Below are 12871 nucleotides of genomic sequence, written 5' to 3'. Positions count from 1 at the left end.
ACACTGGCTGTCTGACTCTTTACTGTTAACTCAACCTGACGAGAGGACTGCTCATGGTCTTGCGCTCGGAAATTCTGGTGAACAAAAACGTGCTTCCTACTGCAGAACAAGCTTTGCCCGGCCGTGAAACCCCGATGACCCTGCCGGAAACGCACTTCGTCAACGGCAACCCGCTGCTCGGCCCGTTCATCGACGACGTCGGCTTCGCGATCTTCGGCCTGGGATGCTTCTGGGGGGCGGAGCGCAAATTTTGGCAGCGCGATGGCGTGGTCAGCACCGTGGTCGGCTATGCCGGCGGCTACACGCCGAACCCGACCTACGAAGAAGTCTGCTCGGGCCTGACCGGCCATAGCGAAGTGGTGCTGGTGGTGTATGACCAGGCCAAGCTGAGATACGAAGACTTGCTGAAGATGTTCTGGGAGCTGCACAACCCGACCCAAGGCATGCGCCAGGGCAATGACATCGGCAGCCAGTACCGTTCAGTGATCTACGCCACCACGCCGGAGCAATTGACGGCGGCGCAGGCCAGTGCGCAGGCGTATCAGCAAGAGCTGAGCAAGGCCGGCCTGGGCACCATCACCACGGAAATCGACGAAGCCCCGACGGTGTACTTCGCCGAGGCGTATCACCAGCAATACTTGGCGAAGAATCCGCAGGGCTACTGTGGGATCGGCGGCACCGGCGTGACTTGCCCGATCTAAAAAAATGTGGGAGGGGGCTTGCCCCCGATTGCAGTATGTCAGTCTCAGTATCTTTAACTGAACCACCGCTATCGGGGGCAAGCCCCCTCCCACATTGATTTGCGCCAGACTCGGTTACTCGGCAATCAGCCAATCCATCTGCCACCCGCCCTGGGTCTGGCCCAGTTGCTTGGACAGCCACGGCAGCAGCTCACGCAATTCCTCTTCCAAACCCCACGGCGGGTTGGCAATCGCCAGGCCCGAGCCGGTCAGGGTGTTGGGCGTGTCCAGCGGATGCACCAGCAATTCCACGCGCAACAACTTCGGCGCACCGGTGCCGGCCAGGTCCTGGTAGAAACGGCGCAACATGCGTTGGTCCTTCACCGGATACCAGATCGCCGCGACCGTCTGGCGCATGCGGCTGACCGCCTCCTTGAGCGACGCCGCACAGCGCTGCATTTCGTCGAGTTGCTCAAATGGCGGATCAATCAGCATCAAGGCACGCTTTTCCTGCACCGGCAGCATGGCGCGCGGCACATGCCAGCCTTCGCCCAGGTGAACCTTGACGCGGCGATCACCCTTCATGTTGTCCTTGAGCAACACGCCGTCTTCCGGGTGCTTTTCATTGAGCAGCACGCGGTCCTGGGGACGGGTCAGGCGTCGTGCCAGTTCCGGCGAACCTGGGTAATAGCGCAATTGGCCATCCGGGTTCATCTCGTGCAGCACGCGCATGTAGTCGGCGGTCAATGGCGGCAGGTCGCTCTTGCCCCACAGACGGGCGATGCCCTCCAGGTATTCACCGGTGCGGTTGGCCTGGTCGCCCTGCAAGTCGTACAGACCGATGCCGGCATGGGTGTCGAGGTAGGCGAACGGCTGCTCCTTGCGCGACATCAAGGCGATGAGTCGGGTCAAGGTCAGGTGTTTGAAGACATCGGCGTGGTTGCCGGCGTGAAAGGCGTGACGATAATTCATGGTTGCTCCTGCGCAGGGGGCGAAGTTTACCTGCTACACGGGCAAAGGTGCAGGGGCGCATGCCGGGCGGTGCTTATGCCGCAAATACAGGTGTACGACTGAAAACAATCTAACCCCTACTCTGTGTGCGGGCTTGCCCGCGATGCAACTGACGCGGTATTACCTGCACACCGCGATGAAGCCATCGCAGCCAAGCCAGCTCCCACCCTGCCTGGGGGCGCCCATAAAAACCAAGGAGGTCAACAAAAACCATGAAAGACGCCACCATCGCCCTGCACCACGGCTTCAAGTCCGACCCGACCACCAAAGCCGTCGCGGTGCCGATCTATCAGAACGTCGCCTTCGAATTCGATAATGCCCAGCACGGCGCCGACCTGTTCAACCTGGACGTGCCCGGCAATATCTACACGCGGATCATGAACCCGACCAACGATGTGCTGGAACAGCGCATGGCCGCGCTCGAAGGCGGTATCGCTGCGCTGGCCGTGTCCGCCGGCAGCGCAGCGATTCATTATGCGATCCAGACCTTGACCCGCGCCGGTGACAATGTCGTCACCACGCCGCAGCTCTACGGCGGCACCTACACCCTGTTCGCCCACCTGCTGCCGAGCTTCGGCGTCGATGTGCGCTTCGCCCGCGACGATTCCGCCGCCGCCATCGCCGAACTGATCGACGACAACACCAAGCTGGTCTACTGCGAGAGCATCGGTAACCCGGCAGGCAATATCATCGACATCGAAGCCCTGGCCGATGTGGCCCACGCCCGTGGCGTACCGCTGATGGTGGACAACACCGTGGCCACGCCGATCCTGTGCAAACCGATCCAGTTCGGCGCCGATATCGTGGTGCATTCGGTGACCAAATACGTCGGCGGCCATGGCAACTCCCTGGGCGGCGTGATTGTCGACAGCGGCACGTTCCCCTGGACGAAACACGCGGAAAAATTCCCCGGCCTCAACCAGCCCGAGCCGGCTTACCACGGCGTGGTCTACACCGAAAAATTCGGCCCCGCCGCCTTCATCGCCCGCGCCCGCACCGTGCCACTGCGCAACACCGGCGCAGCGCTGGCGCCGATGAACGCCTTCCTGCTGCTGCAAGGCCTGGAAACCCTGGCCCTGCGCATGGAACGCCATACCGAGAACGCACTGAAGGTCGCGCAATTCCTGCAAGATCACGCCGAAGTGGAGTGGGTCAGCTACGCCGGCCTACCCGATCATCCGCACCACGCACTGGCGCAGAAATACATGCAGGGCAAACCCTCGGCGATCCTGTCGTTTGGCCTCAAGGGCGGCTACGCAGCCGGTGTACGCTTCTACGACGCCCTGCACATCTTCAAGCGCCTGGTGAACATCGGCGACGCCAAATCCCTGGCCTGCCACCCGGCGTCCACCACCCATCGCCAGATGAACGAGCAGGAACAGGCCAAGGCCGGCGTGAAACCGGAGATGATTCGCCTGTCGGTGGGGATTGAGGCGATTGAAGATTTGATCGAGGATCTGCAACAGGCGCTGGCTGCAACGCACGTCTGAGGCCAGGTCATCGGCCCGTGCGTCATGGCTGACATCCGCATGGCGCGCAAAGCAGGCGACCTTGTGCCGCGAGGTCGTCGGCGTAAAGGCAGTGAAAATTCACGCCTCTGTCGGAAACATACCGCAACTCAGTAGCCCTTTTCCCAAAAGCAAAAAACCACCGAAAAATCCCCCGCCAAAACCACGACACCACTCGAACCGCTCTTTAAATTGCGCAGCCATGCTCATTCAAAAAGGACTGTTTCCATGGCAAGCAACGACCTCCCTTCGAACCGATCACTATGGCTGGGGAGTCGCTAATGCCTCAGCCCTATGCCTTCATCAATGACCGCCAACAAACCTCGGTGGAGCTCAAGGCAAGTTTGCGCTTGAGCCCATACGCCGAAGCCAAGTTCGACACCCTCAATACTCACATTCGCAATGTTGTCGTACTGCCAGGACAGTTAGTGATCATCGGTGACGAAACCACTGCGATCTTCACCCCGCAAGAGTCACACTTGATGCGAGCCGCCTGGGATATTCGGCATAGCGTGATGGCCGCAGGTGGGGATGCTTTTGCACTGCACAACTATGACTTGCTGAAAAACCTGTTGAGCAACTCCCTACGCGGCAGGTTGGGCAGGCTATGCGTGGTCTATGTCGCAATCGCTCTGCCGCGATGGAATGCAAAACGTGGCGTCGTTGATTTAAAGCAGGTTGAGGCGTTTCCGAGCCGCCTGAAATTTGTTCTTCACGGGACAGCATTCATCGGGCTACTCGGCGTTGGAGGCACAACGATCTTTCATTTCCGTAACCAATTGAGCTTGTAAGCACCCGACCGCGACGCATTGTTCATAAAAAAGGCCCGACATTCAAAAAATGCGGGCCTGTTTCATTTCAACGAGTCGCCAAAACCTACCGATTACTTGTTGAGGTTGTAGTCTTTCTCCGCAGCATCAAAGCGCTCAACCATACCCGCAGTCGGCGCGCCCAGCTTGCTGACGATGTAGATCGCCAGGCTGGCGAAAATGAAGCCTGGGATGATTTCGTACAGGCCCAACAATTCGAAATGCTTCCACACGATCACGGTGATCGCGCCAACCAGAATGCCAGCCAGTGCGCCGTTGCGGGTCATCTGTTTCCAGATCACCGAGATCAGTACCACGGGGCCGAACGCGGCACCGAAACCGGCCCAGGCGTAGCTCACCAGGCCCAACACGCGGTTATTCGGGTTGGCAGCCATGGCGATGGCGATCAACGCCACCAGCAGCACCATGACACGGCCGACCCACACCAGTTCAACCTGGGAGGCGTTCTTGCGCAGGAAGGTCTTGTAGAAGTCCTCGGTCAGGGCGCTGGAGCACACCAGCAATTGGCAGCTCAGGGTGCTCATGACCGCCGCCAGAATCGCCGACAGCAGAACGCCAGCAATCCATGGGTTGAACAGCAGCTTGGCCAGTTCAATGAACACACGTTCGTGGTTCTCGTTGACCGGGCCGGCCACTTCCGGGTGCGCCGAGAAGTAGGCAATACCGAAGAAGCCCACGGCCACGGTGCCGGCCAGGCACAGGATCATCCAGGTCATCGAAATGCGACGCGCCTTGGCGATCGACTTCACCGAATCCGCCGCCATGAAGCGCGCGAGGATGTGCGGCTGGCCGAAGTAACCCAGGCCCCAGCCCATCAGCGAGATGATGCCGATGAAGCTGGTGTTTTTCAGCATGTTGAAGTTGTCGGGGTTCTTCGCTTCGATCGCCAGGAACGTGGTGTCGATGCCGCCAGTGGCCAGCAGCACGATGATCGGTGTGAGGATCAGCGCGAAGATCATCAGGGTGGCTTGTACGGTGTCGGTCCAGCTCACGGCCAGGAAACCACCCACGAAGGTGTAGGCAATGGTCGCCGCAGCGCCGGCCCACAGGGCGGTCTCGTAGGACATGCCGAAGGTGCTTTCGAACAGGCGGGCACCGGCTACGATGCCGGAAGCGCAATAGATGGTGAAGAACACCAGGATCACCACCGCAGAGATGATCCGCAGCAGGCCGCTTTTATCTTCGAAACGGCTGGAAAAGTAATCCGGCAGCGTCAGGGCGTCGCCGTTGTGCTCGGTCTGCACGCGCAGGCGACCGGCCACGAACAGCCAGTTGAGGTACGCACCGACGATCAGGCCGATGGCGATCCAGCTTTCCGACAGGCCGGACATGTAGATTGCACCCGGCAGGCCCATCAACAACCAGCCGCTCATATCGGAAGCACCGGCTGACAAGGCAGTCACCACGCTACCGAGGCTGCGACCGCCCAGGATGTAATCGGAAAGGTTGTTGGTGGAGCGATAGGCCATTAAGCCGATCAGCACCATTGCTGCGATGTAGATCACGAACGTGATCAGGGTTGGATTGCTAACGCTCATAGAAGTGACGCCCTGGCTTTGTTTTTATGTAGCGGCGGTCTGTCAGACGGCCACCCACTGATTCAGTGAGTGGATGTACCTACATCGCACGCATTTATGACTGACGTTTCCCCAGGAAAGCCGCCAGCCGATGAACCGCACCATAAGCGCGGTTGCACCTTGGCCGCGAATGCTATTCAACAAAGCAAATAAGGTGCAACCAGTTTCTTGCGAATAAGTTGCACCTTGATGTGTTTTGCTCAAAACACCCCGTTTTTGCTCCTTTTCGGAGCAAGCACAGCCGATCTCAGAAGCAAATGCACAAAATCGAAGCGGATTCGGTCGAGGTCTGGTTTTTTTCCGATTGAACGTCGAAAATTTCATGCATAAAAAGGGTTGCACCCGGTTGCACCTCTTCCAGAGCGAAGCTAATCTTGCCGCCAGCTGATGCCACTCGGTAGTGGCACCCATGAGGATAAGAAAATGGCTACGACCACCCTTGGGGTCAAACTCGACGACCCGACCCGCGAACGCCTGAAGGCGGCCGCGACCTCCATTGATCGCACGCCGCACTGGCTGATCAAGCAGGCGATTTTTAATTACCTGGAGAAACTAGAGGGTGGTGCAACCCTGACCGAGCTCAATGGCTTGAGCAGCAAGGAAGCCGATGATGCCGGCGAGGTCCAGTCCGAACACGCCCACCAGTGTTTCCTCGAGTTCGCCGAGAGCATCCTGCCGCAATCCGTCCTGCGCGCCTCGATCACCGCCGCTTACCGTCGCCCTGAGCCGGAAGTGGTGCCGATGCTGATCGAACAGGCTCGCCTGCCGGCACAGATGGCCGAAGCCACGAATAAGCTGGCCGCGTCGATTGCAGAAAAACTGCGCAATCAGAAGAGCGCCGGCGGCCGTGCCGGCATCGTCCAGGGCTTGCTGCAGGAATTCTCCCTGTCGTCCCAGGAAGGCGTGGCACTGATGTGCCTGGCCGAAGCGCTGCTGCGCATCCCCGACAAAGGCACCCGTGACGCACTGATCCGCGACAAGATCAGCACCGGCAACTGGCAGCCGCACCTGGGCAACAGCCCGTCGCTGTTCGTCAATGCCGCCACCTGGGGCTTGCTGCTGACCGGCAAACTGGTCTCCACGCATAACGAAACCGGCCTTACCTCGTCCCTGAGCCGCATCATCGGCAAGAGCGGCGAGCCGATGATCCGCAAGGGCGTCGACATGGCCATGCGCCTGATGGGCGAGCAGTTCGTCACCGGCGAAACCATCGCCGAAGCCCTCGCCAATGCGAGCAAGTTCGAAGCCAAGGGTTTCCGCTATTCCTACGACATGCTCGGTGAAGCCGCACTCACCGAACACGATGCACAGAAGTACCTCGCGTCTTACGAGCAGGCCATTCATTCCATCGGCAAAGCCTCGAACGGCCGTGGGATTTATGAAGGCCCGGGCATTTCCATCAAGCTGTCGGCCCTGCACCCGCGTTATAGCCGCGCCCAGTACGAACGCGTGATGGACGAGCTGTACCCGCGCCTGCTGTCCCTGACGTTGCTGGCCAAGCAATACGACATCGGCCTGAACATCGACGCCGAAGAAGCCGACCGCCTGGAGCTGTCCCTGGACCTGCTCGAACGCCTGTGCTTCGAGCCGCAACTGACCGGCTGGAACGGCATCGGTTTCGTGATCCAGGCCTACCAGAAGCGTTGCCCGTATGTGATCGACTACGTCATCGACCTGGCGCGCCGCAGCCGCCACCGCCTGATGATCCGCCTGGTAAAAGGCGCGTACTGGGACAGCGAAATCAAGCGCGCCCAGGTCGAAGGGCTGGAAGGCTACCCGGTGTATACCCGCAAGGTGTACACCGACGTGTCCTACATTGCCTGCGCACGCAAACTGCTGTCGGTGCCGGAAGTCATCTACCCGCAGTTCGCCACGCACAACGCCCACACCCTGTCGGCCATCTACCATATCGCCGGTCAGAACTATTACCCCGGCCAGTACGAGTTCCAATGCCTGCACGGCATGGGCGAACCGCTGTACGAGCAGGTAGTCGGCAAGGTTGCCGATGGCAAGCTGAACCGTCCGTGCCGCGTGTACGCACCGGTCGGCACCCACGAAACCCTGCTGGCCTACCTGGTGCGTCGCCTGTTGGAAAACGGCGCCAACACCTCGTTCGTCAACCGCATTGCCGACCAGTCCATCTCGATCCAGGAACTGGTGGCCGATCCAGTGGCCAGCATCGAGCAAATGGCGACGCTGGAAGGCGGCTTCGGCCTGCCGCACCCGCGTATCCCATTGCCGCGTGACCTGTACGGCAGCGACCGCGCCAACTCGGCCGGTATCGACCTGGCCAACGAACACCGCTTGGCGTCGCTGTCCTGCGCCCTGCTGGCCACCGCACACAACCACTGGAAAGCCGCGCCGATGCTGGGCTGCGCCGCCAGCAATGAAGCCGCTGCGCCGGTGCTGAACCCGTCCGACCTGCGTGATGTGGTCGGCCACGTACAGGAAGCCACCGTCGACGACGTCGACAACGCGATCCAGTGCGCCATCAACGCCGGCCCGATCTGGCAGGCCACCCCGCCCGCCGAGCGTGCCGCGATCCTCGAACGTGCCGCCGACCTGATGGAAGGCGAGATCCAGCCGCTGATGGGCCTGCTGGCCCGTGAAGCCGGCAAGACCTTCGCCAATGCCATCGCCGAAGTGCGTGAAGCCGTGGACTTCCTGCGTTACTACGCCGTGCAGGCGCGTCACGATTTCACCAACGACGCCCACCGCCCATTAGGCCCGGTGGTCTGCATCAGCCCGTGGAACTTCCCGCTGGCGATTTTCAGCGGTCAAGTCGCCGCTGCACTGGCCGCCGGCAACCCGGTACTGGCCAAGCCTGCCGAGCAAACCCCGCTAGTGGCCGCACAAGCGGTGCGCATCCTGCTCGAAGCCGGCATTCCGGAAGGCGTGCTGCAACTGCTGCCGGGCCGGGGCGAAACCGTCGGTGCGCGTCTGGTCGGTGATGAGCGCGTCAAAGGCGTGATGTTCACCGGTTCCACCGAAGTCGCACGCCTGCTGCAGCGCAATGTCGCCGGGCGCCTGGATGCCCAGGGCCGGCCGATTCCGCTGATCGCCGAAACCGGTGGTCAGAACGCGATGATCGTCGACTCCTCGGCCCTGACCGAACAAGTGGTCATCGACGTGGTGTCGTCGGCCTTCGACAGTGCCGGCCAGCGTTGCTCGGCCCTGCGTGTCCTGTGCCTGCAGGAAGATTCTGCAGACCGCGTCATCGAAATGCTCAAGGGCGCCATGGCTGAATGCCGTCTGGGCAACCCTGAGCGCCTGTCGGTGGATATCGGCCCGGTGATCGACGCCGACGCCAAGGCCGGCATCGAGAAGCACATCCAGGCCATGCGCGACAAAGGCCGCGCCGTGTACCAGGTGGCGATTGCCGACGGCGAAGAGATCAAGCGCGGCACCTTCGTGATGCCAACCCTGATCGAACTGGAAAGCTTCGACGAGCTGCAACGGGAGATCTTCGGCCCGGTGCTGCACGTGGTGCGCTACAAGCGCAAAGAGATCGACCAGTTGATCGGCCAGATCAACGCTTCCGGCTACGGCCTGACGCTGGGCGTACACACGCGCATCGACGAGACCATCGCCAAGGTGATCGACAACGTTCATGCCGGTAACGTCTACGTCAACCGCAACATTGTCGGGGCTGTGGTCGGCGTGCAGCCGTTTGGCGGCGAAGGTTTGTCGGGCACCGGCCCGAAAGCCGGTGGCCCGCTGTACCTGTACCGCCTGCTGTCGACGCGTCCTACCGATGCGATCGAGCAATCCTTCGCTCGGGGTGATGCATTGTCCGCACCGGACGTGCGCCTGCGCGATGCCATGAGCCAACCGCTGACCGCCTTAAAAGCCTGGGCCGACAGCAACACGTTCAGCGAACTGAGTGCCCTGTGCAGCCGGTTCGCCGCGCAATCGCAAAGCGGTATCACCCGCCTGTTGGCCGGTCCGACCGGCGAGCGCAACAGCTACGCCATCCTGCCCCGCGAGCATGTGCTGTGCCTGGCGGAAGTGGAAGGCGACCTGCTGACCCAACTGGCGGCGGTATTGGCCGTCGGCGGTTCGGCGGTATGGCCGGAAACTGAGCTGACCAAAGCCTTGTTCCCACGCCTGCCGAGGGAGATTCAGGCGAAGATCAAGCGTGTGGCCGACTGGACCAAGGACGAAGTCGTGTTCGACGCAGTCCTGCACCACGGCGACTCCGATCAACTGCGCGCGGTTTGCCAGCAAGTCGCCCAGCGTGGCGGGGCGATTGTCGGGGTGCATGGTTTGTCCCAAGGCGAAACTGCAATTGCCCTGGAGCGTTTGGTGATCGAGCGTGCGTTGAGCGTCAACACCGCAGCAGCCGGTGGTAACGCCAGCCTGATGACCATCGGCTAACTGCCGAAACGCGGTCAACATGTGGGAGGGGGCAAGCCCCCTCCCACATTCGACTGCATTTAAACTCCTCGTCCGCGTTCTGCCCCTCCATCACCCAGATCAATCTTGCTAGCCGCCCTCCATTCCCGCACTTAGACTCAGGCCCCTTCCCACACAGGTAAGCCGCCATGTCCGAGACGCTACTCAGTTCCCGCAATCTGGCTTTCGAGCTGTACGAAGTCCTTGATGCCGAGGGCTTGACCCAGCGCGAGCGGTTTGCCGAACACAATCGCGAAACCTTCGACGCGGCCATCAGTACCGCCCGGAACATTGCCGAGAAGTACTTCGCGCCGCATAACCGCAAGAACGACGAAAACGAACCACGCTACGAGGACGGCAAGGCCATCCTGATTCCGGAAGTCAAACCGGCGGTGGACGCCTTCCTCGAAGCGGGCTTTCTCAATGCCGCGCGCAGTTTCGAAGCCGGCGGCATGCAGTTACCGACATTGCTGTCCCAGGCCTGCTTCGCGCACTTCCAGTCGGCCAACGCCGCGTCAACGTCCTACCCGTTCCTGACCATGGGCGCCGCCAACCTGATCGAAAGTTTCGGCACCGAGGAGCAGAAGCAACGCTTCCTGCAGCCGATGATCGAGGGGCGTTTCTTCGGCACCATGGCCCTGACCGAGCCCCATGCCGGCTCGTCGCTGTCGGACATTCGGACCCGCGCCGAGCCTGCGGCGGACGGCAGCTATCGCCTCAAGGGCAACAAGATTTTTATCTCCGGCGGCGACCACCCACTGTCGGAAAACATCGTGCATATGGTCCTGGCCAAGCTGCCGGACGCGCCGGCCGGGGTGAAGGGTATTTCGCTATTTATCGTGCCCAAATTCCTGGTCAACGACGACGGCAGCCTGGGCGAGCGCAACGATGTGTTGCTGGCCGGGCTATTCCACAAGATGGGTTGGCGCGGCACCACGTCCACAGCGCTGAACTTCGGCGATAACGGGCACTGCGTCGGCTATCTGGTGGGCCAGCCGCACCAAGGCCTGAGCTGCATGTTCCAGATGATGAACGAAGCGCGCATCGGCGTCGGCATGGGCGCGGTGATGCTCGGTTACGCCGGTTACCTGTATTCCCTGGAGTACGCACGCGAACGTCCGCAGGGCCGCCTGCCGGACAGCAAAGACCCGAGCACCGCGCCGGTGTCGATCATCCAGCACGCCGACATCAAGCGCATGCTACTGACCCAGAAAGCCTACGTCGAAGGCGCCTTCGACCTCGGCCTGTATGCCGCACGCCTATTCGACGACACCACCACGCTGGCAACCGACGGCGAGCGCAAGCACGCCCACGAACTGCTCGACCTGCTGACTCCGATCGTCAAATCCTGGCCCTCGGAGTTCTGCCTCAAGGCCAACGAGCTGGCGATCCAGATTCTCGGCGGCCACGGCTACACCCGTGAATACCCGGTGGAGCAGTACTACCGCGACAACCGCCTCAACCCGATCCATGAAGGCACCCACGGCATCCAATCCCTGGACCTGCTCGGGCGCAAGCTGGCGCAGAACGGCGGCGCCGGCCTGAAGCAGTTGATTCGGTTGATCGCCGAAACGGGCGCACGGGCGCAGCAATACCCCTCGCTGAATGCCTTGAGAGAGCCGCTGGAACACCTGGTGGCGCGCCTGCAAAGCGTGACGATCGGCCTGCTGACGGATCTCGCCCAAGGCAAAGTCAACAGCAGCCTGGCGAATTCGGCGCTGTACCTGAAGGTGTTCGGACACACGGTGATTGGCTGGCGCTGGCTGGAGCAGGCGATTCGCGCCGAAGAAGGCCTGGCCAAGGGGAATGCGGCGGACACCGTCTTCTATAAAGGCAAGCTCCAGGCAGCCCGGTACTTCCTGACCTGGGAAGTACCGGGCTGCCATCATGAACTGGCAATTCTCGAGGCCCGCGATGATACGTGCCTCGGCATGCAGGATGAGTGGTTCTAAGGCTGGCCGATAGCCTTGGAAATCACCTCGACCGTGGCGCTGACTTGCTCTTGGTAACGGTCGAGTTCCTGCTGGTGACGCTGTTGCATTTCGATCTGCTCGGCGCACAGGTTCAGCGCGGCCAGCACCAATAGCTTGTCACCGATCAGGGTCGGGTACTTTTGCTTGGTAGTCGCCAGGGAGGCCTTGAGCAGGGTCACGGCGCGCATCAGGGTTTGATCTTCTCCGGCCGGAGCCTTGATCGAGTAATCCTCTCCGAGAATCGAAACGACCTTTATCCCTTCGTTCATGCGCTGACAGGACCTGCGCTCACACGCTCAACCAACGCCTGGATACGCGCAGCGGTGGCGCCGTTCTTTTCTTCCTGCTCCATCAGGTTCAGTTGCAGGCTGTCGTTCTCATCCTTGGCGCGGGCCAGTTCCGCCTTGAGGGATTCATGAGTGCCCAACAGGTCGTGATTCTGCTGTACCAGGTCGCTGACCAGTTGTTCCAGTTGACTGAGGGATGCTTCTAACATTTTGATTTCCTGGGCTTTTAAAAGGGCGGTGACGATAAAGAAAATTCACCTCGGATGCCAGGGTTATCCCCGGCGCGCAGCCCGATGGTTAAGGGCCGGGCCACACTTTCGAGCCTTAGTGACTGCATTTCCCCCATCAGGTTCCTGAATCGGCCCAACCCCTCGTCAGATGCGATAAAAGCACATGCGCTTTTAGATTTTAGTCGTACTGCCGATAGGTGATGCATTTCCCGCCTCATGGCCGCGTGGATCGCGCATCTTCCCAGGGTTCCCGCATGTCTCTTCGTAATATGAATATCGCGCCGCGCGCCTTCCTCGGCTTCGCCCTGATTGGCACACTCATGTTGTTTCTCGGTGTGTTCGCCCTCAACCAAATGAGCAAAATCCGCGACGCTGATCTG

9 protein-coding genes are annotated in these 12871 nt (G+C 60.9%); 5 read left to right on the top strand and 4 right to left on the bottom strand.

Annotated elements, in window-relative coordinates:
- Nucleotides 1-53 precede the first annotated feature (53 nt).
- Nucleotides 54-701: a peptide-methionine (S)-S-oxide reductase MsrA gene (gene msrA / locus ACP7CJ_RS10620; protein ID WP_426100449.1), complete on the top strand. Its 648-nt coding sequence runs from the start codon at nucleotides 54-56 to the stop codon at nucleotides 699-701.
- Nucleotides 702-815: 114 nt separating this feature from the next.
- Here the strand turns inward: msrA and ACP7CJ_RS10615 are convergent, their stop codons facing one another.
- Nucleotides 816-1652 (bottom strand): 23S rRNA (adenine(2030)-N(6))-methyltransferase RlmJ, encoded by an 837-nt coding sequence (locus tag ACP7CJ_RS10615; RefSeq protein WP_247397281.1) that lies wholly within the window; start codon nucleotides 1650-1652, stop codon nucleotides 816-818.
- Nucleotides 1653-1903: 251 nt separating this feature from the next.
- Between ACP7CJ_RS10615 and ACP7CJ_RS10610 the strand changes: the two genes are divergently transcribed.
- Together ACP7CJ_RS10610 and ACP7CJ_RS10605 are read left to right on the top strand one after the other, a co-directional pair.
- Entirely contained in the window at nucleotides 1904-3181 is a 1278-nt protein-coding gene (locus ACP7CJ_RS10610; protein WP_276195997.1) for an O-acetylhomoserine aminocarboxypropyltransferase/cysteine synthase family protein, read from the top strand.
- 299 nt (nucleotides 3182-3480) lie between these two features.
- Complete coding sequence (locus ACP7CJ_RS10605) at nucleotides 3481-3990, top strand: hypothetical protein (RefSeq protein ID WP_426100451.1); 510 nt, start codon at nucleotides 3481-3483, stop codon at nucleotides 3988-3990.
- Between the two features lie 92 nt (nucleotides 3991-4082).
- Here the strand turns inward: ACP7CJ_RS10605 and putP are convergent, their stop codons facing one another.
- On the bottom strand, nucleotides 4083-5567 hold the full coding sequence (gene putP / locus ACP7CJ_RS10600) for a sodium/proline symporter PutP (RefSeq protein ID WP_247397270.1): 1485 nt from the start codon (nucleotides 5565-5567) through the stop codon (nucleotides 4083-4085).
- A 462-nt stretch (nucleotides 5568-6029) separates the two neighbouring features.
- Here putP and putA point away from each other — a divergent pair, with 462 nt between their 5' ends.
- Together putA and ACP7CJ_RS10590 are read left to right on the top strand one after the other, a co-directional pair.
- A complete protein-coding gene (gene putA, locus ACP7CJ_RS10595) occupies nucleotides 6030-9983 on the top strand; it encodes a trifunctional transcriptional regulator/proline dehydrogenase/L-glutamate gamma-semialdehyde dehydrogenase (protein ID WP_426100453.1) in 3954 nt (1317 codons plus the stop codon).
- 167 nt (nucleotides 9984-10150) lie between these two features.
- Nucleotides 10151-11953, top strand: coding sequence for an acyl-CoA dehydrogenase (locus ACP7CJ_RS10590; RefSeq protein WP_426100455.1), 1803 nt, complete (start codon nucleotides 10151-10153; stop codon nucleotides 11951-11953).
- Here the strand turns inward: ACP7CJ_RS10590 and ACP7CJ_RS10585 are convergent.
- Nucleotides 11950-12243, bottom strand: coding sequence for a cell division protein ZapA (locus ACP7CJ_RS10585; protein ID WP_253392967.1), 294 nt, complete (start codon nucleotides 12241-12243; stop codon nucleotides 11950-11952). The two genes, ACP7CJ_RS10590 and ACP7CJ_RS10585, sit on opposite strands and share 4 nt — an antisense overlap.
- Nucleotides 12240-12470: a hypothetical protein gene (locus ACP7CJ_RS10580; RefSeq protein ID WP_276195988.1), complete on the bottom strand. Its 231-nt coding sequence runs from the start codon at nucleotides 12468-12470 to the stop codon at nucleotides 12240-12242. The genes ACP7CJ_RS10585 and ACP7CJ_RS10580 overlap by 4 nt, the downstream gene beginning before the upstream one ends.
- Between the last annotated feature and the right edge of the window lie 401 nt (nucleotides 12471-12871).

It is taken from the genome of Pseudomonas sp. PSPC3-2 (genome assembly GCF_049897085.1).
In the GTDB taxonomy this organism is placed as follows: domain Bacteria; phylum Pseudomonadota; class Gammaproteobacteria; order Pseudomonadales; family Pseudomonadaceae; genus Aquipseudomonas; species Aquipseudomonas paraveronii.
Note: the sequence above shows the minus strand (reverse complement) of the source record. Positions and strands in the feature narration are given on the sequence as shown.

What these genes read in the sequence shown, in the direction of transcription:
- msrA (WP_426100449.1), top strand. Translation starts at nt 54, where the DNA reads ATGGTCTTGCGCTCGGAAATTCTGGTGAACAAAAACGTGCTTCCTACT.
- ACP7CJ_RS10580 (WP_276195988.1), bottom strand. Translation starts at nt 12,470, where the DNA reads ATGTTAGAAGCATCCCTCAGTCAACTGGAACAACTGGTCAGCGACCTG.
- ACP7CJ_RS10590 (WP_426100455.1), top strand. Translation starts at nt 10,151, where the DNA reads ATGTCCGAGACGCTACTCAGTTCCCGCAATCTGGCTTTCGAGCTGTAC.
- ACP7CJ_RS10605 (WP_426100451.1), top strand. Translation starts at nt 3,481, where the DNA reads ATGCCTCAGCCCTATGCCTTCATCAATGACCGCCAACAAACCTCGGTG.
- putA (WP_426100453.1), top strand. Translation starts at nt 6,030, where the DNA reads ATGGCTACGACCACCCTTGGGGTCAAACTCGACGACCCGACCCGCGAA.
- putP (WP_247397270.1), bottom strand. Translation starts at nt 5,567, where the DNA reads ATGAGCGTTAGCAATCCAACCCTGATCACGTTCGTGATCTACATCGCA.
- ACP7CJ_RS10610 (WP_276195997.1), top strand. Translation starts at nt 1,904, where the DNA reads ATGAAAGACGCCACCATCGCCCTGCACCACGGCTTCAAGTCCGACCCG.
- ACP7CJ_RS10585 (WP_253392967.1), bottom strand. Translation starts at nt 12,243, where the DNA reads ATGAACGAAGGGATAAAGGTCGTTTCGATTCTCGGAGAGGATTACTCG.
- ACP7CJ_RS10615 (WP_247397281.1), bottom strand. Translation starts at nt 1,652, where the DNA reads ATGAATTATCGTCACGCCTTTCACGCCGGCAACCACGCCGATGTCTTC.